Origin of the sequence: Halomonas sp. SCS19, from assembly GCF_040147015.1 — a bacterium.
In the GTDB taxonomy this organism is placed as follows: domain Bacteria; phylum Pseudomonadota; class Gammaproteobacteria; order Pseudomonadales; family Halomonadaceae; genus Halomonas; species Halomonas litopenaei.
In genome coordinates, this window is record NZ_JAMSHN010000001.1 from 3865989 (window position 1) to 3888797 (window position 22809).

General features: G+C 65.8%; 19 protein-coding genes and 1 tRNA gene. 8 read left to right on the plus strand and 12 right to left on the minus strand.

The features are described from left to right. The first annotated feature begins 3 nt into the window (after nucleotides 1–3). Both NFH97_RS16800 and tldD read left to right on the plus strand, forming a co-directional pair. Nucleotides 4–3930 (plus strand): YhdP family phospholipid transporter, encoded by a 3927-nt coding sequence (locus tag NFH97_RS16800; RefSeq protein WP_349625191.1) that lies wholly within the window; start codon nucleotides 4–6, stop codon nucleotides 3928–3930. Next, nucleotides 3927–5378 carry a metalloprotease TldD gene (gene tldD / locus NFH97_RS16805; protein WP_108448984.1) on the plus strand — a complete coding sequence of 484 codons (1452 nt, stop codon included), beginning with the start codon at nucleotides 3927–3929 and terminating at the stop codon, nucleotides 5376–5378. The genes NFH97_RS16800 and tldD overlap by 4 nt, the downstream gene beginning before the upstream one ends. Before the next feature lie 154 nt (nucleotides 5379–5532). Here tldD and yjgA read toward each other — a convergent pair whose 3' ends face one another. Next, a complete protein-coding gene (gene yjgA, locus NFH97_RS16810; protein ID WP_045993059.1) occupies nucleotides 5533–6036 on the minus strand; it encodes a ribosome biogenesis factor YjgA in 504 nt (167 codons plus the stop codon). A 150-nt stretch (nucleotides 6037–6186) separates the two neighbouring features. On the opposite strand from yjgA, the gene pmbA reads away from it, so the two are divergent. Beyond that, on the plus strand, nucleotides 6187–7527 hold the full coding sequence (gene pmbA, locus NFH97_RS16815; protein WP_348826671.1) for a metalloprotease PmbA: 1341 nt from the start codon (nucleotides 6187–6189) through the stop codon (nucleotides 7525–7527). 168 nt (nucleotides 7528–7695) lie between these two features. Then, nucleotides 7696–8760, plus strand: coding sequence for a DUF1214 domain-containing protein (locus NFH97_RS16820; protein WP_349625193.1), 1065 nt, complete (start codon nucleotides 7696–7698; stop codon nucleotides 8758–8760). Here the strand turns inward: NFH97_RS16820 and NFH97_RS16825 are convergent. Continuing rightward, on the minus strand, nucleotides 8757–10031 hold the full coding sequence (locus tag NFH97_RS16825) for an O-acetylhomoserine aminocarboxypropyltransferase/cysteine synthase family protein (RefSeq protein ID WP_349625194.1): 1275 nt from the start codon (nucleotides 10029–10031) through the stop codon (nucleotides 8757–8759). The two genes, NFH97_RS16820 and NFH97_RS16825, sit on opposite strands and share 4 nt — an antisense overlap. Before the next feature lie 173 nt (nucleotides 10032–10204). Here NFH97_RS16825 and NFH97_RS16830 point away from each other — a divergent pair, with 173 nt between their 5' ends. Then, complete coding sequence (locus tag NFH97_RS16830) at nucleotides 10205–10804, plus strand: HD domain-containing protein (RefSeq protein WP_349625195.1); 600 nt, start codon at nucleotides 10205–10207, stop codon at nucleotides 10802–10804. 47 nt (nucleotides 10805–10851) lie between these two features. Here NFH97_RS16830 and NFH97_RS16835 read toward each other — a convergent pair whose 3' ends face one another. From NFH97_RS16835 to bioB, 10 genes are all read right to left on the minus strand, one after another. Next, nucleotides 10852–12438: an SLC13 family permease gene (locus NFH97_RS16835; protein WP_045993062.1), complete on the minus strand. Its 1587-nt coding sequence runs from the start codon at nucleotides 12436–12438 to the stop codon at nucleotides 10852–10854. A 194-nt stretch (nucleotides 12439–12632) separates the two neighbouring features. Beyond that, the gene (locus NFH97_RS16840; RefSeq protein WP_349625196.1) at nucleotides 12633–13358 is read right to left on the minus strand and encodes a hypothetical protein; all 726 of its coding nucleotides are present in this window, start codon (nucleotides 13356–13358) and stop codon (nucleotides 12633–12635) included. A 151-nt stretch (nucleotides 13359–13509) separates the two neighbouring features. Beyond that, nucleotides 13510–14637 carry an HlyD family secretion protein gene (locus tag NFH97_RS16845; RefSeq protein ID WP_108132881.1) on the minus strand — a complete coding sequence of 376 codons (1128 nt, stop codon included), beginning with the start codon at nucleotides 14635–14637 and terminating at the stop codon, nucleotides 13510–13512. Next, a complete protein-coding gene (locus tag NFH97_RS16850; protein ID WP_222516604.1) occupies nucleotides 14637–15041 on the minus strand; it encodes a DUF3302 domain-containing protein in 405 nt (134 codons plus the stop codon). Before NFH97_RS16850 ends, NFH97_RS16845 begins: the two co-directional genes overlap by 1 nt. A gap of 332 nt (nucleotides 15042–15373) precedes the next feature. Beyond that, nucleotides 15374–15458 (minus strand) — tRNA-Leu (locus tag NFH97_RS16855). A gap of 157 nt (nucleotides 15459–15615) precedes the next feature. After that, the gene (bioD, locus tag NFH97_RS16860) at nucleotides 15616–16308 is read right to left on the minus strand and encodes a dethiobiotin synthase (RefSeq protein ID WP_349625197.1); all 693 of its coding nucleotides are present in this window, start codon (nucleotides 16306–16308) and stop codon (nucleotides 15616–15618) included. A gap of 84 nt (nucleotides 16309–16392) precedes the next feature. Then, entirely contained in the window at nucleotides 16393–17340 is a 948-nt protein-coding gene (locus NFH97_RS16865; protein ID WP_349625198.1) for a methyltransferase domain-containing protein, read from the minus strand. Beyond that, complete coding sequence (locus tag NFH97_RS16870; RefSeq protein ID WP_349625199.1) at nucleotides 17337–18281, minus strand: alpha/beta fold hydrolase; 945 nt, start codon at nucleotides 18279–18281, stop codon at nucleotides 17337–17339. Before NFH97_RS16870 ends, NFH97_RS16865 begins: the two co-directional genes overlap by 4 nt. Then, nucleotides 18278–19450 (minus strand): 8-amino-7-oxononanoate synthase, encoded by a 1173-nt coding sequence (gene bioF / locus NFH97_RS16875; protein WP_349625200.1) that lies wholly within the window; start codon nucleotides 19448–19450, stop codon nucleotides 18278–18280. The genes NFH97_RS16870 and bioF overlap by 4 nt, the downstream gene beginning before the upstream one ends. A 63-nt stretch (nucleotides 19451–19513) precedes the next feature. Further along, the gene (gene bioB, locus NFH97_RS16880; RefSeq protein ID WP_045993967.1) at nucleotides 19514–20608 is read right to left on the minus strand and encodes a biotin synthase BioB; all 1095 of its coding nucleotides are present in this window, start codon (nucleotides 20606–20608) and stop codon (nucleotides 19514–19516) included. Between the two features lie 60 nt (nucleotides 20609–20668). On the opposite strand from bioB, the gene NFH97_RS16885 reads away from it, so the two are divergent. The 3 genes from NFH97_RS16885 (at nucleotide 20669) to NFH97_RS16895 (ending at nucleotide 22798) form a co-directional block, all read left to right on the plus strand. Further along, the gene (locus tag NFH97_RS16885; protein WP_349625201.1) at nucleotides 20669–21469 is read left to right on the plus strand and encodes a ComF family protein; all 801 of its coding nucleotides are present in this window, start codon (nucleotides 20669–20671) and stop codon (nucleotides 21467–21469) included. Between the two features lie 76 nt (nucleotides 21470–21545). Next, nucleotides 21546–21878, plus strand: coding sequence for a ComF family protein (locus NFH97_RS16890; RefSeq protein WP_349625202.1), 333 nt, complete (start codon nucleotides 21546–21548; stop codon nucleotides 21876–21878). A 341-nt stretch (nucleotides 21879–22219) separates the two neighbouring features. Beyond that, on the plus strand, nucleotides 22220–22798 hold the full coding sequence (locus tag NFH97_RS16895) for an SLATT domain-containing protein (RefSeq protein ID WP_349625203.1): 579 nt from the start codon (nucleotides 22220–22222) through the stop codon (nucleotides 22796–22798). Nucleotides 22799–22809: the final 11 nt, after the last annotated feature.

Genomic DNA, 22809 nt, shown 5'->3' on the forward strand with positions numbered 1-22809 from the left:
CCGATGAGGCCGATCCGCCTGCTGACTCGCTGGTTGTTGACGCTGGTGGCGGTAGTGCTGGCGATGGCCGCGCTGCTGTCGCTGGTGCTGCGCGTGTCGCTGGGCCAGGTCGATCGCCTCGAGGATCGACTGGTCGAGATGATAGCGTCGCGCTTCGAGGCGGAGACCCATCTGGTGAGTCTCGAAGGCAGTCTGCATGGCCTCGACCCCGGCTTGACCCTGGACGGGCTGCGACTCGAGGCCGAAGACGCCACGGGCAGCTATCCGTTGTTGCAGGTCGAGCGCGGTGAAGTGCGCCTGGACACCCTGGCGAGCCTTGACGAGGGGCTGCCGGTGGTCGACAAGGCCCACTTCCAGGGCGTCACCCTCCATCTTTATCAGGACCGCGAACGTCGTTGGCTGTGGCCACAGCCGGCGCGTATCCCCCCCGAACTGATGCCCGAAGGGCAGTTTGACCTCGAGCGTCTGGACTTCTGGGTCGGCGTCATGCTGCGCCAACGTGCCTGGGTCGATGACCTGCGCGTGGTGCTGCACGGGCGCCGCGAGGTGACCACCCTGCATGCGCCGCGGCTGTTGATGACCGGCGATGAGATGCGCACCCATATCGAGGGTGAGGTATTCATCGAGGATCGCGACGCCGAGGCCATGGAGATCGTCATGGCCTTGACGCCGGGCAGTCGCGAGGCGAGCAATTTCAGCGCCGCCCTGCAGGGCACCATGCAGCTCGACAGCCTGACCGGCTTGTCACGACTGATCGGCATCGAGGACGTGCTGCGTTTCGACGAGGCCAGCGGGGACGCCACCGTCTGGGCGCGCTGGGATAACGGACGCCTGGCGGATGTGCGCCTCGATGTACTGGCACCGCGCCTGGCGCTCAATCAGCGCGACGAGATGGCGGCAGCGGTCGCCCAGGAGATGGGCGAGGGCTCGCCTGGTGGCATCGTGCTCAACGGGGCCGAATTGCGCGGTCAGTGGCTGAGACGCGACGTCGATGACTGGGAGGCCTGGTTCGAGGGTGACGCCGAAGACGTGAGCTGGACCGGCGACGACGGCGAAACCGCGCCGGAAGGTGGCGCCTTGCCCCAGTACTGGCACGTGGCAAGCCGCGAAAACGGCTGGTGGGCCAACGCCAGCGGCTTCGAGCTGGGTGCACTGGCGCAGTGGCGCGAGCGTCTGCGCCTGCCTGAGGGCCTGGCCCGGGCGGTGGACGCCTTGAAGCCCCGCGGTCAGGTGACCGGGCTGGGCTTTGGCAGGCTCGATGACGAATGGCGTGCCCGGGTCAGCGCGCTGGGGGTCGAGGTCGATCCCTGGGAGAGTGCGCCCGGCGGCGGCCCGCTGGATGTCTGGGTGGAAGCCGACGGCACCCGTGGTCGAGTGGACTTCGTCGACGCTGGCCAGGCATCGATGCATTTCCCTGAGCTGTTTGCCGCCCCCATGCAGCTCGACTACGCAACCGGCGAGGTGATCTGGTCCTACGACGGGCCGCGCAGCTTCGTCAGTGGACGCGACCTCAAGGTCGGCTGGCGCGACGCCGAGGTGGAAGGGGGCTTTGGTCTGGCCATCGCCGCCGATCGTCGCGGCGGCTTCGGTCTTGAGCTGGACATGCGCGACGTCAACGCCCGGGATATCGCCTTGAGCGAGTGGTTGCCGATGCCGCTGTTGCGCAACGATGTGGACGCCGAACTCGCGGACTGGCTGGCCAGTGGTCTGGCCGGGCGGGTGCCCCAGGGGCAGCTGCGCCTGCACGTGCCGCTGCGTGAGCAGGACGACCTCGACAGCGAGAAGCTCGACAGCAGTCTCAGCCTGGATCTGGATATCGTCGAGGGGCGGGTGCCCTACGCCGAAGGCTGGCCGGCGCTTAGCAACGTCAGCGGCCACCTGTCCGTCGAGGATGACAGTCTGGAGGCGCGCGTCGACCATGCCGAGAGCCAGGGCGTGAAGACCGAAGGCGCCAGCGTCAAACTGGCCGACGAGGTCCTCAGCGTCGAAGGGCCGCTGTCGGCGTCGCTAACGCAGTTGCTGGCATTTCTTGAAGAGATGCCGGTGGAGGGCGCCGAGGCCGCCAGTAACTGGCGCGGCGAGGGTAGTGTGACTGGCCAGTTGTCGCTGTCGCTGCCGATGGCCGACCCGGATGCCCTGGACCTGAAGGTCGAGGCCGACGCCCGGGCGTCGAGGGTCGTGCATCAGGGCACCGAGCTCGAGTTCGAGAACGTCAGCGGCCCCCTGACCTGGTCCCAGCAGGGCGAAGAAGGTGGATTGTCCGGTCGTCTTGAGGGCCAGGTGCTCGGTGGTAGCGTGGCGGCCGACCTTCAGGGCCGCAACGATAGCGTGGCGCTGTCCGGACGCGCCGATGCGCCGGCGCTGCTGGACTGGGCGGGGCTCGAGCCTGGGGTACTGCTGTCGGGCTCCTTCCCCTGGCAAGGCCGGCTTGAGCTCGATGCCCAGCGTCTGTCGCTGGAAAGCACCCTGGAGGGGCTGTCGATCGAACTACCGGCACCGCTGGGCAAGCGTGCCACCCAGACGGTACCGCTCAAGCTGGACCTGAGCCTCGGCGATTCTCCGGTGTTGAGCGGCCAGTACGGGCGCGATGTCGGCGCCCGTTGGCGCGCCGCCGGGCCCGGCGGCAGCCAGGGTCAGCTGTGGGTCGGTCGGGCGGCACCTGGCGCTTGGCCCGGTGAGCCGGGGTGGTCGGTGCTGGCCTATCTGCAGCGACTCGATCTGGGCGCCTGGGCCGACGCCCTGAAACCACTGGCCGGCGCCATGCCGGAGGGCGGCTCCAGTGGCGGCGGCGGGGCGGGACTGTCACGCCTGGAGGCCCGAACCGACTGCCTGAGCGACGGCGATCGTTGTCTCGGCACGCTGACCATCGACGCCAGTCCCCGCTTCAGCCGAGGCGCCAGGCAGTGGCAGGCGGCGCTCGGCGGAAGCCTGGTCGACGGCCAGGTGACCTACCGCTCGGGTACTACCCAGCCATTGGTGCTCGATCTCGATCGATTGGTGCTGGACAACTTGATTCCCGAGAGCGGGCAAACGGCGGTTCAGGGTGCCGAGTCCGGCTCGCTGTTCGGTGAGCTTGAGGTCGCTAGCGCGCCTGCGGCCTTCCCGCAGCGAGTGCGCGAGCTGCCCGACGGGCGTCTCACCATCGACGATATCGTGTACCAGGGCAATCGGGTCGGGCCCTTCAACGGCGCATGGCGTTCCAGCAGTGATCGGCTGTCGGTCGAGCCGGTATCCCTCACCCTGGGCGAGGTCACGGCAGAGGGGTCGCTGGTATGGGAGGCCTCCGGTAGTCAGGCCAGCCTGACGCGCTCGCGACTGGCGCTCACCGGGGGCGATCCCGGGACCGCGCTGGCGGCGCTCGGGCAGGACGTGGCGGTACGCGCCGAAAGACTCGATGTGGACAGTCAGCTGGCCTGGCCGGGGGCCCCCTGGCAGTTTGCGCTGGCCCGATCACGCGGTAGCCTGAACGTCGATATGGTCGACGGGACCTTTGCCAATATCAGCTCGCCCTCGGCCAAGGTGGTGGGACTGCTCAACGTCGATAACCTGCTGCGGCGCCTGCGTCTGGATTTCTCGGACGTCACCGGTGAGGGTACCGCCTTCGACCGTGTCAGTGGTGCCGCGACCCTGTATGGTGGAGTGTTGGAAACCGAAGGGCCGATTCGTATCGATGGCCCCGCCACCGACTTTACCCTGGACGGCTCCGCCGACCTGGCGCGACGTCAGCTCGACCTGATGCTTGGCGTGACCGTGCCTGTCAGCAACAACCTGCCGCTGGCAGCCGTGGCCGTAGGGGCGCCCGTTGTGGGCGGTGCCCTGTTTGTGGCCGACAAGCTGTTCGGCGACGTCATCGACCGGGTGACGCGAATTCACTATCTGGTGCAGGGTCCCTGGACCTCGCCCCGGATCACTCTGGAAAGTGCTCAATGACATCTCAAGCTGCATCCTTCGATGAGGCCGTGGCCACCCTGTTGACCCCGGGAGGCCTCGATCTCGGCGGTCTCGACACGGGTCTTCGGCACGCTCTGGGCCCTGGCATCGACTACGCCGATCTGTACTTTCAGCGGACCTGGCAAGAGGGCTGGGTGCTGGAGGACGGCGAGGTCAAGGAAGCCAGCTACAACATCGACGGTGGCGTCGGGGTGCGCGCCATGGCCGGCGAGAAGACCGGCTTCGCCTACTCCAACCAGATCAACGCCGATGCCCTGGCCGAGACGGGCCGCACCGCTTCGGGCATCGTGCGCAGCGGCGCCACCCTGACTCAGGCGCCACGCATCCAGGTCAGTGCCGAGCCGCGCTACGCGGGCATCGACCCGCTGTCAGGGCTGTCGGCCGAAGACAAGGTCGCCATGCTCAAGCTGGCCGACCGGGTGGCCCGCGCCGCCGACCCCAGCGTGTCCCAGGTCAGCGCCTCGCTGTCCGGCGTCTACGAAGTGGTGCTGGTCAGCGCCAGTGACGGCACCGTCGCCGCCGACGTGCGCCCGCTGGTGAGGCTCAATGTCAGTGTCATCGCGGTCAAGAACGGCCGGCGTGAACGCGGCAGCGCCGGTGGTGGCGGCCGCTACCCCATGGCGAGGCTGCGCGACGAAGGCGTCGCCGAGACCTACGCCAGGGAAGCGGTGCGTCAGGCGCTGGTCAACCTGGAGGCGACCGATGCCCCCGCCGGACAGATGCCGGTGGTACTGGGGGCCGGCTGGCCCGGCATCCTGCTGCACGAGGCGGTGGGCCATGGCCTCGAGGGTGACTTCAATCGCAAGGGCAGCTCGGCCTTCGCCGGCCGTATCGGCGAGCGAGTGGCGTCGCCCGGCGTTACCGTGGTCGACGACGGCACCCTGATGGATCGCCGTGGTTCGATGTCGGTGGACGACGAGGGCACCCCCAGCCAATGCACCACCCTGATCGAGGACGGCATCCTTACCGGCTACATGCAGGACAAGCTGAACGCCCGCCTGATGGGCATGGCGCCCACCGGTAACGCCCGTCGCGAATCCTTCGCCCATATGCCGATGCCGCGCATGACCAATACCTACATGCGCGCCGGCATGGACGACCCCCAGGACATCATCAAGAGCGTCTCGCGCGGGCTTTACGCGGTCAGCTTCGGCGGCGGTCAGGTGGACATCACCTCGGGCAAGTTCGTGTTCTCGGCCAGCGAAGCCTACCTGATCGAGGACGGTCGGATCACCGCGCCGGTCAAGGGGGCGACGCTGATCGGCAACGGCCCCGAAGCCATGGGCCAGGTCTCGATGATCGGCCACGACATGGAACTGGATACCGGTATCGGGGTGTGCGGCAAGGAAGGACAGGGGGTGCCGGTGGGCGTCGGTCAGCCGACCCTCAAGCTCGACGAGTTGACCGTGGGTGGCACCCAATCCTGATACAGCCGAGGCAAGCTGGCTGAGCGACAAGGCGGCGCCGACGGAGGTGTCGGCGCCAAAGCGGAGCATGCAGGACCTAGGCGCTGTCCGAAAAGTCGACGAGCGCAGTCACTCGTCAGACTGGCCCTCGAGCCCGGCGGTTAGAGCCCAGCGGTTAGATCCCTGCGGTATCACGCAATAGCTTGTAAAGCCGCTTGGCGTTGGTGGGGGGCTTGTTCTGCTCGCGCTCCTTGCGGGCGTTGCGGATCAGCTGACGCAGCGCCTGGCGATCGGCCTGGGGATAGTCTTCGAGGAAGGGTTCGACGGCGTCATCACCTTCTTCGATCAGGCGATCACGCCACTTTTCCAGGCGCAGGAAGGCATGGTCGCGCTGGACCTGAGCCTTCTCGATGTCGTCGAAGACCGCCTGGATGGCCTCCAGGTCTTCCTTGCGCATCAGCTTGCCGACGTACTGCATATGGCGGCGTCTGGCCTCGCGGGCACGAATGCGGTCGGTCTCGTCGATGGCGCGAAGCAGATCGTCCGACAGCGGGAAGCGGGCGCGCTCCTCGGGCTTCATCGCGATGAAGCGCTCGCCCAGCGCCTGCAGCTCGTGCATCTCCCGCTTGAGCTGGGACTTGCTGGGGCGGTCGTCGGGGGAAAGGTCATCCTGGGTCATACCGGGTCCCTGGTGAAGGCATCGGGGAAAATCGAAAAGGCGGTGGTCGCGCCGGGCGCGACGTCCGCGAAAGTATACCAGCCTGTGGCGCCCGAGGCGCCGCAGGATGACAGTCTCAGCCGACCCCTATGGTCGGACAAGGAGTACAAGATGACACAGGCGTTTGATGCCAGAGCCCAGCAGGCGGTGCTGGAAAGTCGTGCCGAGACCGCGCTCGAGCTTGCTCGGCGACTGGGTGCGGATGCCTGCGAGGTCGGCGCCAGCGTCGATCAGGGCACCGGTGTAAGCGTGCGCGAGGGCGATGTGGAGTCGGTGGAGCTGTCCCGCGATCAGGGCATCGCCGTCACCGTCTACCTGGGCAAGCGCAAGGGCAGCGCCTCGTCCACCGACGCCAGCGACGCCTCGATCAAGAGCGTGGTCGAGAAGGCCATCGCCATCGCCCGCTACACTGGCGAGGATCCTGCCTCCGGGCTTGCCGACGCCGAGCTGATGGCGACCGAGTTGCCGGATCTCGACGTCCATCACCCCTGGGCGCTGGACACCGACAAGGCGATAGAGCTGGCGCTTGCCTGCGAGGCGGCGGGCCTGGCCGAGCCGGGTATCCGCAGCTCCGACGGCGCCAGCCTGTCGAGCGGCGAGGGCGTTCGCGTCTACGCCAACAGCCATGGTTTTCTCGGCAGCCAGCGCGGCAGCCGTCACTCGCTTTCCTGCCTGCTGATCGCCGAGGACGCATCCGGCATGCAGCGGGACTACGACTACACCAGCGCCCGGGATCCACGGGCGCTGCGTGACCCGGCGGAGGTCGGCCGCAGCGCCGCCGAGCGTACGCTACGGCGCCTCGGGGGGCAGCGCCCCCAGACCGGGCGCTTCCCGGTAATGTTCGACCCGACCCTGGCAAGCGGCCTGATCGGCCACCTGATGTCGGCCCTGGCCGGCGGCGCTATCTACCGCGACGCCTCCTTCCTGTGTGGCCGCCTGGGTGAGACCCTGTTTCCCGAGTGGTTCAGCCTCGCCGAGCAGCCGATGCTGGTGGGTGGCATGGCCAGCAGTCCGTTCGACGGCGACGGCGTCCAGACCCGCAACAATCGCTTTATCGAGCAGGGGCGTCTGGCCAGCTACATGCTGTCGGCCTACAGCGCGCGTCGGCTCGGCATGCAGACCACCGCCAACGCCGGCGGGGCACGCAACCTGCGCCTCGAAGCACCGCTGGAAAGCCGCGAGGCGCTGCTCTCGAAGATGGATCGGGGCGTACTGGTCACGGAGCTGATGGGGCAGGGCGTCAACGGCGTCACCGGTGACTATTCCCGCGGTGCGGCCGGTTTCTGGGTCGAGAACGGCCAGATTCAGCATCCCGTCGAGGAGTTCACCATCGCCGGCAACCTGGCAGGCATGTTCCAGGGTCTGGTGGGACTGGGGGATGATATCGATACCCGTGGCAGCATCCACAGCGGTAGCTGGTTGATCGATGAGATGACCATCGCCGGTAGCTGACAGTCTCTGGAAACGTCAATTCACTGCTTACTGAGCAGTGAGACCTTCGGCGGCCCTCGGGGCCGCCGTTTTCATGCCGTTGAGTCCTTCGTGCCGCGAAGACGCTATGCTGAGCCATAGGCAGGGCTCTGGCCGCCAGGGCTCGCGACCGACAATCGGGGTGCGGGGATGACAATGAAGCGGTTTTCCTGGCTGCTGCTGGCAATGGCAAGCGGCCTGGTCTCGAACGCAGTGGCAGCGACCGCAGAGGCGACCGAGCCGTCCAGCTCGGACGGTGCGGTCAATCTGGATACCTATGTGCGGGCGCAGACCGACACCCACTTCCAGAACTATGCCGATGATGGCTATTTTGGCAGCCTGCGCCATGACCGCGCGCCGTTGCCGGTGGACGCCGAGGTGGTTCGGGTCAATCGGGATATCCTGCACAGCGTCGGCGTCTTCGATCTGGCCTCACCGGTAACCTTCACCGCCCCGGCCAGCGCCACCCGACTGCAGTCCATGCAGGTGGTCAACCAGGACCACTACACCCCGATGATGGCCTACGGCGGACGCGAGATCGTGCTGGATGAAGAGAGCGTCGGTTCGCGCTATGCCCTGGTCATGTTCCGTACCCAGGTGGACGCCGACTCGAGCGCGGACATCGCCGAAGCCAACGCGCTGCAGGATGCCATCGAGTGGTCCCAGGATGACGCGGGAGAGCTGTCATTGCCCGAGTGGGATATGGAGCGGCTGGGCGAGGTAAGAGAGGCGGTGCTTGGTCTGTCGCCCTTTATTTCCGGCAGCCACGGCATGTTTGGCGCCGAAGACAGCGTCGACCCGGTGCGGCATCTGTGGGGGACGGCCGCGGGTTGGCTGGGGCAGCCCATCGAGGACGCCTACTACGTCACCGTCAGCCCGCTTCACAATGATGGCGAGACGCCTCAGGTGCTGATTCTGCCGGTGGACGTGCCGGTCACCGGGTTCTGGTCGGTGACCGTCTACGATGCCAGAGGGCGTCTGATCGAGGGCGCCGACGGGGCGCACTCCCTGACCAGTGTCGAGGCCGACGCCAACGAGGATGGTTCGGTAACCCTCCACTTTGGCGGCGACCCCCAGGCACCCAACCATCTGGCGATCGCCCCGGGATGGACGTATACCTTACGCTTCTACCGCCCGGCCGAAGCCCTGATCAAGGGCGATTGGCTGCCACCGTCGCCGACCCCGGTGGGGCTACCTGTGCCGGGTTCGGGCTAGCCCTGAGACGCCTTGAGCGCCTGGTCCAGGTCTGCCATCAGGTCGTCGACATGCTCGATGCCGACAGACAGGCGCACCATGTCCGCGGTGACCCCGGCGGCGGCCAGTTCCTCGTCATTGAGCTGGCGATGGGTGGTCACCGCCGGAATCGCCGAGCAGGTCTTGGCGTCACCGATATTGACCAACCGCAGGATCAGCCCGAGCGCGTCGTAGAAGCGCACCCCGGCGTCTCGTCCGCCCTTGATGCCGAAGCTCAAGATGCCGGAGGCCTGGCCGTTCATGTAGCGCTTGGCCAGCTCGTGGTCCTTGTGATGTGAAAGGCCAGCGTACTTGACCCAGGACACCGCCTCGTGGCCCTCGAGGTACTCGGCGATGGTCTGGGTGTTGGCACAGATGCGCTCGATACGCAGCGCCAGTGTCTCGAGACCCTGCAGCAGATTCCAGGCGGCCTGGGCGCTGAGGGCCGCCCCCATGTTGCGCAGTGGCACGACCCGGGCGCGGGCGATAAAGGCCGCGTCGCCGATGTCTCGGGTATAGCTGATGCCGTGATAGGAGGGGTCGGGCTCGTTGAGCAGCGCAAAGCGTTCGGCATGGCTGGCCCAGGGGAAGCGACCGGAATCGACGATCACGCCGCCCACGGTGGTGCCGTGGCCACCGATATACTTGGTGGCGGAGTGCACCACGATATCGGCGCCGTGTTCGATCGGTCGCCACAGGAAGGGCGTGGCCACGGTGTTGTCGACGATCAGCGGAACACCGTTGTCGTGGGCCACCTGGGCGAGTGCGGCGATGTCCACCACACTGCCCGAAGGGTTGCCGATACTTTCGCAGAACACCGCCTTGGTACGCTCATCGATGCGATCGGCGATGCCGGCGAGGTCGTCCTTGTCGGCGAAGCGGACCTCGATGCCCTGGCGCGGCAGGGTGTGGGCAAAGAGGTTGTAGGTACCGCCGTAGAGTTCGCTGATCGAGACGATATTGTCGCCGCTTTCGGCAAGCGTCTGGATGGTATAGGTAATGGCGGCCATGCCGGAGGCCACCGCCAGGCCGGCGATACCACCTTCCAGGGCGGCCACGCGATTTTCCAGCACCGCGCAGGTGGGGTTCATGATGCGCGAATAGATGTTGCCCTCGACCTTGAGATCGAACAGGTCGGCGGCATGCTGGGCATCATCGAAGGAAAACGATGTGGTCTGGTGGATCGGGACCGCGACAGAGTGCTGGTCGTCAGGGGCGTAGCCGTGGTGCAGGGCGAGGGTTTCGCGTTTCATGGCAGTTCCTTTGATGGCGGTTCCTGGTCGGCCAGGGGAGCGCCTGATGGCGTCTTGAGGTCGGGTCTGTCAGCCTAAGCCGCGGCGGCCGAGGCCTCAATCAGCAAAAGGTGCTGGACCGGCAATGGGCCCGACCGGGGCGCACGATAAAGACACGACACGGGAGCGACAGCGTGGACACACCCTCCAGCGACGCAAGCGAGATCTCGGGCATCGACACCGTGGAGGCGGCGCGGCTCTTCGCCACGGCGGCTCACGGCGCCATCGGTCAGCGGCGCAAGTACCTGGACACCCCCTACATCGAGCATCCCGCCGCTGTGGCAGCGCTGGTCAGCCGCCACTGTCCCGGCGAACCCGCCATGGTTGCCGCCGCCTGGTTGCACGATGTACTGGAGGACACCCAGGTGACGGCCCAGACACTGGGCGACAACTTCGGGGAAGAGGTGACCGCGCTGGTGTTGGCGCTAAGCGATCTCGAAGGGCCTGAGGTGGGCAATCGCGCCGTGCGCAAGCGCTTGGCGCTGGAGCGTCTGGCACAGGCCGGGGCCCGCGCCCAGACCATCAAGTACGCCGATCTGATCCACAACACCGGCTCTATCGTCGAGCATGACCCGGGATTTGCACGCCTCTACCTGAAGGAAAAGCGAGCCCTGCTCGAGGCCATGACCGAGGGGGAGGTCGGCCTTCGTCGCTTGGCCTGGGAAGTGCTTGAGCAGGCCGAGGCCTGTCTTCGACAGCGCCGACAACAGGGAGAGAGCCCCACCGGCAGGTGAGGCTCCTGGTTTATCCCGCCCTTCGATCCGAGCCCTTTCGGACCGGCCTAGAAACGCAGACCCAGAGCCAGCCCCCCGAGTACGTAGCAGAACAGGGTGATCAGGGCGACGCCGATCACGTTGAGCACGATCCCGCCACGGGCCATCTGCGAGATGGTGACGGCGCCGGAGCCGAACACGATGGCGTTGGGCGGCGTGCCCACCGGCAGCATGAAGGCGCAGGTCGCGGCGAAGGCGGCAGGTATCAGCAGCGTCATGGCGTCGGCGCCAATGCCGACGGCGACCCCGCCCAGCACCGGGATGAAGGTCGCGGCGGTGGCAGTGTTGGAGGTGATCTCGGTAAGAAACAGCACGATCGTCGTCACCGCCACCACCAGCGCCACCATCGGCAGCGCTCCCAGCGCGCTGACCTGTTCGCCGAACCAGCCGTCGAGCCCTGACGCTGCCACCGCGCTGGCCAGCGACAGACCGCCGCCGAACAGCAGCAGTACGCCCCAGGGCAGGCCATCCTCGGCGTCCTGCCAGTCCAGCACCATGTCGCCCTTGGCGTTGCCCGGCAGGAAAAACAGCACGATACCGGCGCCGATGGCGATGGCGGTGTCATTCAAGGCGTCAAGGAACGAAAACCAGTCACCGATCAGCGGCAGGCTGGCGATCAGCCCCGGTACCACCCACAGAAAGGCCGCACCGGCGAACACGAACATCACCATGCGTTCGCCCTGGCCGAGCGGTCCCAGGTGATCGAGCTGGTCTTCGATCATCGCCTTGCCGCCGGGAATCTCATCGAGCTTGAAGCGATAGAGCACCCGGGTCATGAGTACCCAGCCGATCAGGATAAAGGTCAGCGCCAGGGGCAGACCGACCATCATCCACTGCAGGAACCCGATGTCCCGGCCCAGTTCGTCGGCGGCATAGCCGGCGACGATGGCGTTGGGGGGAGAGCCCAGCAGGGTGCCGAGCCCGCCCATGGACGCCGACCAGGCGATGGCCAGTACCAGGCAGACACCGAAGCTGCGGATGTTGTCATCCTTGATGATGTCCGAGACGCGGCCGCCCTTGTGCAGGTCTTCTCCGACCGCGTCGCTGTCCTGTGAGCTCGAGCGTTCCACCACCAGGGTCAGCACCGACAGCGCAATCGGCAGCATCATCAGGGTGGTGGCGGTGTTGGACACCCACATGGACAGAAAACCGGTGGCCAGCATCATGCCGAGCACGATACGACGAGGTTCGACCCCGACGCGATGCAGGGTGGTCAGGGCGATACGCCGGTGCAGTTGCCACTTTTCCATGGCGATGGCGATCAGAAAGCCACCGAGAAACAGAAACACGATGGAGCTGGCGTAGGGTGCGGTGGCCTCGGACACCGAGCGTTCGGTCAGCATGGGAATCAACACGATGGGCAGCAGCGAGGTGACCGACAGCGGGATCGCCTCGGTCATCCACCAGATCGCCATCAGGGTGCCGATGGCGGCCACCCAGCGGGCATCTGGCGACATCGACTCGGCACCCCCAAGGGCCACCCAGACCATGGCCGCACCGGCCAGCCCGAAGGCCCGCAACGACCAGATCAGCCGAGGCGAGCGGCCGCCGCTGTCGCTGTCAACGTCCTGTTGTTGTGTAAGTGACTCTGCCATGGGGCCTCCCGCCGATCGCCAAGATGGATGTGACACTGCGGTGATGTACCGCCATCTCAGCGTAGACGAGGGCCAGGGACGCCGAGTTTGAGGGCCGACGTCGGCGAACAGGATGGAGCGAACCGGCACAGCCTGATCGGTCATCCTCTCGGGCGGGGACCGGGTGGCGAGAGACGAGAGGCTGTCTGCGGACCTCAGGCAACGGCGTCAGACGGGGCCTTTGGGGTGACGTCATCGAGTCGATGGTAACTGGCCAGCAGGCGGCGGCTGACGCGAACATTGTTGTGAAGCCGCTGTCTGCCGTCATTGGACGTCGACGCCTCGCCATGGCGCTCGAGATAGGCTTCGGCCCGATCCAGCAGTTCGCCAAGCTGGGCGGGAGTAAAGTCGTGGCCCGATGATGTCCGTTGCGAGGCAGGCAGGGAGGCGTCCTGCGGCAGCATTTCCACGATGCGGTGGTACTGGCTATGCAGCAGACGATGGAGGGCGCGGGCGAGTTCCTGTGACAGGTCGGCCTGAAGGCCTTCGGTAGCGACCTTGTCGTCAAGTTCCAGCAGTGCCGGTACACGGGGATCGACGCCGTGGATGGCGTGTTCGCCTTCGGGGTGCTTCAGCGTCAGCGGTATCAGCATGCGGTAGAGATGAAGGCGGTCGCGCTCCAGCGATTTGCGCGTGGCGTCGGCTTCCTGGCTCAGGCGGTTGAACTTGACCTGGGCGCCGAGGGCGTTGATCTGACTGACCGAACGGGAATAGCCGACCACCAGCGCGCTGACGAGACCCAACGAGAACAGCGATACCGCTGCACCTCCGTTGACGTCGTCGCGACTGTCCAGCAGCCAATAGCTCAGAGCGGCGCTGGCAATGACGATCACCAGTGCCACCCAGGTATTGGTGCGCGTTGATTCCTTCCTGCTGTGCATCCTTGCCCCCCGCCCAGCCACCTGGTGTGCCTTTCGTCGGGTACACCAGGAAAGACTGGGTGCTGTCTGTCGCTCCCTGGTTCGCCACGCTGGGCGAACCTGACTGGGGCCAGCCTAGCAGCGGGTCAGCGTCGGCGAAACGCCTGTCGACTCAGTGGTCGATGTAGACATAGTGCTGCCAGCCGAGCATGCGCAACAGCACCTTGCGCATGATGGCGACGTGGTGGAAGTGCTCGGTGTAGACCGCTGCCTGGGCGCCGATGCCCAGCGGCATGTCCGGCATATCCTGGCCCGGGGCGAGCTTCAGGGTCACCAGCGCCGGGGCGTCGGTCCTGGCGAAGGCGTCGGCGCCCAGCAGTCGATCACCGGCGGCGACCTGGGACTCGGCGATGGCCGGCAGCACCTCGATGACTTCGGCGGCGAACACCTGGCCCGGCAGGGCGGTGAAGGTCAGTTCGGCCTCGTCGCCTGGCTGGATGCGGTTGAGCGCCTGCTGGCGGAAGGCGCCGGTAAAGCGGCCGGGTTCGTCATGCACGAAGACCCCCAGTGGCTTCAGCGGCAACGGTACCGCCATCATTCCCGGGCGCACCGCGAGCTGTGTCAGAAAGCCGTCCGTGGGTGCGCGGATGACCGTGTTTTGCAGATCATATTGTGCCTCGGCCAGTTGGGCGCGCTTGGCGACGACCAGCGGGTCCTCGTCATCGCCGTCGGGGCGCTGTTCGGCGCGGGCCCGCTCGAGGGCGGCCTCGGCCTGGGCGACACGTGCAGCCGCGGTCTGGGCGTTCTGGGAGGCTTCGTCGATCTGCTGACGGCTGAAGGCCGAGGAGGCGGCCTGATAACGTGCCAGGGTCCGACTGGCCTGATCTCTGTCGGCCTGGGCCGCCACCAGGTTGGCCTCGGCCTCGGCAACGCCGGCGCTGCGACTGTCGGAATTGCGCAGGGCGTCTTCGAGCTCCGCCGTCAGCCGCTCTACCCGGGACTCGAACTGGGTGGCGTCCAGGATGAACAGCGGGGTACCGGCCTCGACCAGGGTGTTGGGGTCGACCTCGACGGAGCTGACCCGGGCCCGGACCTCGGATACCAGCGGCGTCACCGCGTAGGCCTGGCGAACCTGGCGGGTAAAGGGATGGTTGTAGTTCATCAGCAGCACCAGGGTCGCGACCACGATGATGCCGCCGAGTACCGCAGTGGGGACCGTCCACTTGTTGAGCGGGATGCGGAAGATCTTGAACACGGCGATACACAGCGCCGCATAGGTCAGCACGATAAGCAGATCCATCAGTCCTGACCTCCCTGGGTATTGCCGGACGTAGATTGGGCGCGAGCCGGTTGCTCGGCCTGTAGCGACGGCGCTGAGGCCTCCTGGGCGTCGAGCCGCTGGCGCAGGTGGTCGAGTTCGAGGCGTAACTCGTCAATCTCGCTGCGCTCTCGCGCCTGTTCTTCCTCGATCTGCTTGAAGCCCCAGCCGCGATCGGGCCGATAGAGGGTGGCCCAGATCCACAGGAAGGGCCACAGCACATGCAGGGTGAACAGGCTGACCCAGCCGGCGACGTGGATCGCGTCCTGGTGCGGATGGTCGCGCTTCTTGGCGATACCGTAGGGGATGTCGTGGATGACGATGACACCGTAGAACAGGGTCAACACCACGAAGCACAGGATGCCGAGGGCAAAGTAGTTCAGCATGCAATGACCTTTTTTCGCGGACCTGCGCAACGTGCGAGGTCGATTTCAATCATGGAACATGCATGTAACGATAGCAGGATCGAGCCCTGACAAAGCCAACGGATGCTTAGGCGGCGTCAACGGGGAGCTAGGCGTGTCGAAGCTAGGGCGCGTCGAGGCTAGGGCGCGTCGAGGCTAGGGCGCGTCGAGGCTAGGGCGTGTCGAAGCTAGGGCGTGTCGAGGCTAGGGCGCGTCGAAGCAAGGGCCAGGGGCCGAGCCGACAGGAGAAAGGTCAAGAAGAATGCTGGACCTGCGGTCGAATGAAGTGTGCTCGCTCGACGGGTCCGAAAAGATGGTGCGGATGGGGAGACTCGAACTCCCACGCGCTAAGGCACTAGAACCTAAATCTAGCGTGTCTACCAATTCCACCACATCCGCACGCGGGGTAGGCGGGGCATATTTTACGTTGCCGGCCTGGCAAGTCAAACACTTCCGTGAGGTGCGCTCGCTTCGATCGAGTCAGGGCCCCGCTATCCACCCGGACGCTGCGGGCGGCGCGGGAGCGGGGGTGATGCTGGTGAGGCGGGAGTTCGAGCTATGGCAGCGAAAGATGATCGGCGGCTTGATCGGCCAGTGCCCGATGGTCGCTGCCATCTAGGCGTGGAATGATGCCGAGGCAGGGCCCCGGCAGCCTGGCTTTCAGGTGATCGAGGTTGTCCCGGTAGAGGGTTTCATCTTCGGCGAAGCCGGGATCGACAAGGTTGCCGATCCAGCCGGCGCAAGTGACGCCATCTGCCTTGAGGGCTTCGGCGGTCAGCAGGGCATGGTTCAGGCAGCCGAGTTTCAGTCCCACCACCAGGATCACCGGAAGCTGAAGGCGTGTGGCGAGCCCCGCCAGGTCCTCCTGGTCGTTGAGCGGGACCCGATAACCGCCGGCTCCCTCGACCAGGATCAGATCACGGGGGAGCTCAAGGCTTCCCCCCAGCGTGTGGCAGAGCCGGTCGAGGGACAGGTCCGCGCCGGCATAGCGAGCCGCCAGGTGTGGCGCGATGGGGGGCGCGAAGGCGAAGGGATTGATGTCGTCATAGGGTACAGACGGCACGCTCTGGGCCTGCAGGGTCAGGGCGTCGATATTGCGCAGGCCCTCGGCGGTGGACTCACACCCCGAGGCGATCGGTTTGAGGCCGAGGGTGGTCTGGCCCTGGCGGCGTGCCAGGGCCAGCAGGCCGGAGCTTGCCAGGGTCTTGCCAGCGTCGGTGTCGGTGCCGGTCACAAAGTAGCTTGGCATGGCGAGTGCGGGATCCTGTGCTGCAAGTTTGGTGGCGGTGAAACGACGATGGGGCATCTCGCTCAGGGGCGCGGTGGTCAGGCGTCAGCGATCGAGAATCAACGTCAGCCGCTGGTAGGTCACCGGCAGTCCTTCGGGTCTGCGAAGGTGTTCATAGCGGGCCCGCGCCTGTCTTATATCCTGACGGCTCAGACGGGCGCCGGGGCGGGCGACCTGGGCGCCGACGCCCTTGACCGAGGCCATCACGGCGTCCAGATCCGGGTAGTAGAAGCGCTCGGCACGTTGCTCGAAGGCGGTGGCGGCCCAGCGGCGGGAACGCACTGCACGCCGGTGGTCGTCGAGGCTTGCGAAGTCCAGCACTCCACTGGCCTTGCCCGGTTGACGCCAGACCTGGCCGATCTCTGCCAGGGTGCCGGGCAGCAGGGTGTTGAGTACCGCCCGTCCCCCAGGCGCCAGGACGCGATGGAGTTCCGCCAGCACCTGCTCCAGGTCGGGACACCACTGGATGGCCAGATTGGATATCGCCAGGTCGAGACTGGCATCGGCCAGCGGCAGCGCCTGGGCGTCGGCGCAGACCCAGGCGCACGCCGTGGCGCGCGGATGAGGTGATGCCTCTTGTCGACGTGGCTCGGTGCCTCGGTCGTCCTGGGCTGGTCGGGCCGGTGTCTGTTGAACCAGTGTCTGGCGAGCCTGTGCCAGCATCGCCGCGGACAGATCCAGCCCCAGCACGCTGGCGTCGGGATAGCGCTCGGCTAGTCCTCGGGTCAGGTCGCCGGGCCCGCAACCCAGATCGAGGATCCGCTCGGCGTGATCTGGCAGGTGGGGCCACAGCGTCTCGGCCATGGCCATCTGGGCGCGCGCCAGTTCTCGGTAGCGCGGGGCCGCCCGCGAGAACGCCCGGGCGACCCGTCGCTGCCAGTCACCGGGTGTGGCATCGGGCGCTGCGGAGACGCCCCTCTGGTCCGGCGCGGCCGTGGCCGTGTCGCTGGAGCGCGCGGGCTCGAGCTGGCGCTGCACTAGCGGAGCGTTCATGGCGTCACCTCGTCAAACCCCTGGACTTCGCGGTCGGCATCGGTTGCGTCGCGGTCTGCATCATCGTCTTCGCGGTCACCATAGTGAGGCCCGCGGCGGCTGGTGGGTGCCTTTCCTTTATCTAGCATGCGCAAGGCGTGGCGCTGAATCGCCTCGGCCAGACGGGCCGGCTGGCTCAGCATCGGGCAGTGCCCGGCGCCTTCGATACGCTCGTCCATGGCCGCGCGTACGGCAGGCGCCAGCAGGGGGTCCGTGGCACCGCACAGGGACGTGGCGGGGACGGGAGTTGCATTATCCGGCGCTTGGCCTGAGACATGGCCTGGCACGCCGCCAAGCAGGTCACCGATATCGGCGCTTGCCAGGGTGGCGAGGCCCTGCTCCAGGGTGGCGTGATCGGCGCCGATGTCAGGCGTCAGCAGGCTGCGCAGCCGGCGCAGGGCGTCACGGGGCGAGGGCTCGCCGGACAGCTGCCAGCGCAGGAAATGCTCTCGGGCCCTGGTCGGGTCGCGGCGGAAGGCGGCGCGAAAATCAGCCAGCGCGGTCGTTGTCACCCCGTTCGGGTGACAGAAGGTCGGGCCCATGCCGAGCAGCACCAGGCCATCGGGGGCGGGCAGGTGCCGGGTCAGCGCGGCGGCCTGCAACGCACCGAGCGACCAGCCCACCCAGATGACCGGCTCGCCGTCGCGGGACGACAGGGAAGGCCCCATGGCCTTCGCCAGCGTCTGAAGGCCAGACGGCGGGTGTGCCTGCTGCCGGAAAAGCCCCGTGTCTGCGTTTGAGGCATCTGCGTCCGAGGCACCTGCGTCTGCAAGCCCGGGCCTGCCGCCCATGCCGGGCCAGTCGATGGCCTCCACCGTCACCGAGGTCCCCCAATGGCTCGCCAGCGGTGACCAGATTCTGGCGTCGATGGCCCAACCGGACAGCAGGACCAGCCGGATCATCGGGATGCTCCTGCGCAGGTGGCCGATTCCTGCTTCTGGCAGGTCAAGAGCGCCTCGAGCAGACGGTCGACGTCGTGGTCGTCATGGGCGGCGCTCAGGGTGACACGCAGCCTTGAGGCGCCGGCGGGGACCGTCGGCGGGCGAATGGCGCCCACCTGGATGCCGGCGTCGTCAAGCGTGCTGGCCCAGCCCAGGGTGCGCTGCTCATCACCGAGCAGGATCGGCTGGATGGGGGTGGCCGAAGCCATCAGCGGCAGCTTCAGGCTGGCGGCCTCGCGCCGGAATCGCGCGATCAGCCCATCGAGATGGCGGCGACGCTCGGGTTCGCTGGCCAGTATCTCGAGAGACTGAAGCGTCGCTGCCGCCACCGGCGGGGGCAGGGCGGTGGTGTAGATGTAAGGGCGGGCGAACTGGATCAGATGCTCGATCAGGGCGTCATCGCCGGCGACGAAGGCACCGGCGGTGCCGAGCGCCTTGCCCAGGGTGCCGACCAGCACGGGGACCCGCTCGCAGCCCAGCCGTCGACCGACGCTACCGTCGCCGTTTTCGCCCAGCACGCCGATGCCGTGAGCATCGTCGATCATCAGCCAGGCGGCGTGGCGCCGGCTGAGCTCGGCCAGGCCGTCGATGTCGGCGCAGTCCCCGTCCATGCTGAAGACACCGTCGCTGATGACCAGGCGGCGGCTGGCGTCCGGGACCCGATCCAGCAGGCGCGCCAGGTCATCAAGGTCGTTGTGGTGATAACGCCGTGAGCGGGCGCCGGACAGCCGGGCACCGTCGATCAGGGAGGCGTGATTCAGCCGGTCCTGCAGAAGATGCACGCCGCTGTCACAGAGCGCCTGTATCACCCCCAGGTTGGCCATGTAGCCGGTGGAGAACAGCAGCGCCCGGGGGCGTCCGGTGAGGCGTGCCAGGGCTTCTTCGAGTGCCTCGTGCACCGTGCTGTGTCCGGTGACCAGATGTGAGGCACGGGCCCCGGCGCCGAAGCGCCGCGCACCATCGGCGGCGGCCTCGGCCAGGCGCGGGTCAGCGGCCAGACCGAGATAGTCATTGCCGGCCATGTCGAGTCGCTGCGCGTCCTGCCGATGGACACGGCGCTGGCGCCAGCGATGCGCCTCGTGGCGTGCCTGGGCACTCTGGCGCAGGTGGGAATGCCAGTCTGCGCTCATGGGGTGGGCTCCTGGCAGTGATGCGCCGCACTAGCGCAGGGCTGGCAGCGGGCGCACATGGGGCTAGACCGCAGCGTCATAGAACTGGGCGCTGCTGGCTTCCCTGGCCTGGCGCTCGATCTGCCGGGCCAGGACCTGTTCGCGTTCGTCGTCACTGGCACAGGTGTCGCGACGTTCCGGATGCAGGCCAAGTTTGTCGAACAGCGCGCGGTCGCGCTCGACCTGTGGGTTGCCGGTGGTCAGCAGGGTGTCGCCGTAGAAGATCGAGTTGGCGCCGGCCATGAAGGCCAGTGCCTGGGTCGACTCGTCCATTTGCTCCCGCCCGGCGGACAGTCGCACATGGCTCTTCGGCATCATGATGCGGGCCACCGCGATGGCGCGCAGGTACTCGATGGGGTCGAGGTCCTCGACGTCCTCCAGGGGCGTGCCGGGGACCTTGACCAGCATGTTGATCGGTACCGACTCCGGGTGCGGTGACAGGTTGGCCAGCTGCCTGAGCAGCCCCGCGCGATCACGGGCGGTCTCGCCCATGCCGAGGATGCCGCCGGAGCAGATCTTCATGCCGGCCTGGCGCACATTGCCCAGGGTGTCGAGGCGATCGGCGTAGCTGCGCGTGGTAATGATCTCGCCGTAGTACTCAGGCGAGGTATCCAGATTGTGGTTGTAGTAGTCGAGGCCGGCATCGGCCAGCTGATGGGCCTGGGCTTCGTCGACCATGCCGAGGGTCATGCAGGTCTCGAGCCCCAGCGCCTTGACCCTTTTCACCATTTCGATGACCACCTCGAGATCCCGCTGGCGCGGGCTGCGCCAGGCGGCGCCCATGCAGAAACGGCTGGCACCGGCATCGAGTGCGGACTTCGCCTGCTCCACCACCTTTTCGATCTCGAGCAGCTTCTCCTTGTCCAGGCCGGTGTTGTAGTGGCCAGACTGAGGACAGTACTTGCAGTCCTCGGGGCAGGCGCCGGTCTTGATCGACAACAGGGTCGAGACCTGAACGGCGTTGGCATCGAAGTGCTGGCGGTGGACGCACTGGGCCTTGAACAGCAGATCATTGAAGGGCAGGGCGAACAGCGCTTCGATCTCATCGAGCGTCCAGTCGTGACGGGGGGCGGCATCGGCGGCTAGGGTGGAAACTGTGGACGTCGAGTCGGCAGACATGGGTGTCTCGCTATGGTCAACTTTTTAAAATCGGATTGGTTGACGACAAGGATAAGTGGTGTGGCGAAGCTGTCAACCTGCGTAATCGGCAAGGTTGACCATGGCGTGGCGAAACTGATGGCGGATCGCTGCCTGTTCTGCCTGGCGACCCTGGCGCCAGGACCAGGGTCAGGGTCAAGATCGGGGCTCGCGGTGATTGCTGCGCCGGGTCCTGTGTCCGTCCTGCTGTGTGATCCCTGCCGCCGAGGGCTTGACCTCAATCGTTGTCCCTGCGAGGGCTGTGGCGAACCCTTGCCCGAGCACCGCTGGCGGCGTCCGGCGGGTGAACGCCTGTGCGGTCGCTGTCTGGTGGAGCCCTTCAGCTTCCATGAGGTGCGGACGCCGCTGATCTACCGCGACGAGATCAGACGTCTCGTCCAGCGCTTCAAGGCCGAGGCCCATCTGCCCAGCGCCCAGTTGCTGGTCGCACTGTTTCTCGAGGCATCGCTCGTGGGCGAGAATGGCGTGCCTGACGCTCTGATCGGGGTGCCGCGTCATCCAGCGAGGGCCAGGCGCTTTGGCTTCGATCAGGGCCAGTGGCTGGCCTGCGAGCTGGGGCGCCGGCTCGGCGTGCCGGTGAGGCGGGCCTGGCGGCGTCGCGATGATCGCCCCCAGCATGAGCTCGGTTCGCGGGCCCGCCGTCGCATCGCGTCGGGCATGTTTGGTATCGCGTCAGGGCTGCCTCGGCACGTGGCGCTGGTCGATGACGTCATGACCACCGGGGCCACCCTTGAGCGGCTGGCGCAGGCCTGTCGCCGCGCGGGGGCACGCCGGGTAGACGCCTGGGCGCTGGCGAGGACGCCGCCACCCTGGCTCTGTTAAGCTCGGCGCCTCTCGCCTCGTTAGATATTTGTGCTTTTACCCGGAGCCCCCATGACCACGACCCCCACGCCCTTCAGTGAACTTTCTCCGCAGCGCCCAGTTGCTGGTCGCACTGTTTCTGGAGGCGTCACTCGTGGGCGAGAATGACGTGCCTGACGCTCTGATCGGGGTGCCGCGTCATCCCGCCAGGGCAAGGCGCTTTGGCTTAGATCAGGGCCAGTGGCTGGTCGACGAGCTGTGGCGCCGGCTCGGCGTGCCGGTGAGGCGGGCCTGGCGGCGTCGCGGTGATCGCCCCCAGCATGAGCTCGGTTCGCGCGCCCGTCGTCGCATCCCGTCCAGTATGTTTGGTATCGCGTCAGGGCTGCCTCGGCACGTGGCGCTGGTCGATGACGTCCTGACCACCACCTAGGGTACAACTCAGTTTTTTCTGATTTCTCCTCCTTATATCAGTCAGTTACACCTATCCTTGGGCAGTTCTGTTGAGCTTACCTCTCATAAAGTAGAATGTGCTTACTTTTGCTGGGGGAAGGTATGGTGTGTGGTTGGGGATAATTTTAAGAAAGGTGATATCGCCATGTTGATCCAAAGGGTTGCTCAATGTTGCTCACTCCCTGGCTGTGGTGACTCTACTGCGACACCATGGGAAACCGGATAGCAAGTCAATCACACGAAACCCGGCACATATGAATTTTTATGTAGATATGACAGCATGTTATATAACGTTAAATTAGCTACATCGCAGAGGGCTGAATGAAAAAGGAAGACTTGCTGAAGCAAATTGCAGAAAAAGGTTATGATGTTGGGTTTGGTGCTAAAAAACACTTAGCAACTTACGATATTATCTGCAAAGCTCCTGGCTGGATTTCATTTCTTTCAATAGCTATCGGTATCATAGCTCTAGCTACTGAGTTTGAGCTCAACTCTCTATCGTCTGCACTTCTAATAATATTTGGTATTTCAGCTTTGTATATAGAGCCTTATCGCAATCAAAAAGAGGACTATGAGGCGGTAGGCAAGAAGCTGACTGGATATTTTCATGATTTAAAGGGGCTTTGCGCAAGGGTTGAGCATGATGAAAGTGGGTCATTAAGTGGCTACATCAATGAATTGAAAGATATTGATAGAAAATTCCAAGGGGTGGCTATTAGTAAGCAGGTTTTTATCAGTGATGCATATGCTCACTATAAGTTCTTTTGGCAAATGCAGATAAACTGGATAGAGCAATACAGGTCATTTTCTTTCTGGAGAGATAAAATACCTCTTTCTGCTTACGTGGCTTGTGTGCTTATCTTAATGAGCCTCTTATCTATCCTGTTTGGAGTTTTTTGATGAGTAGTAAG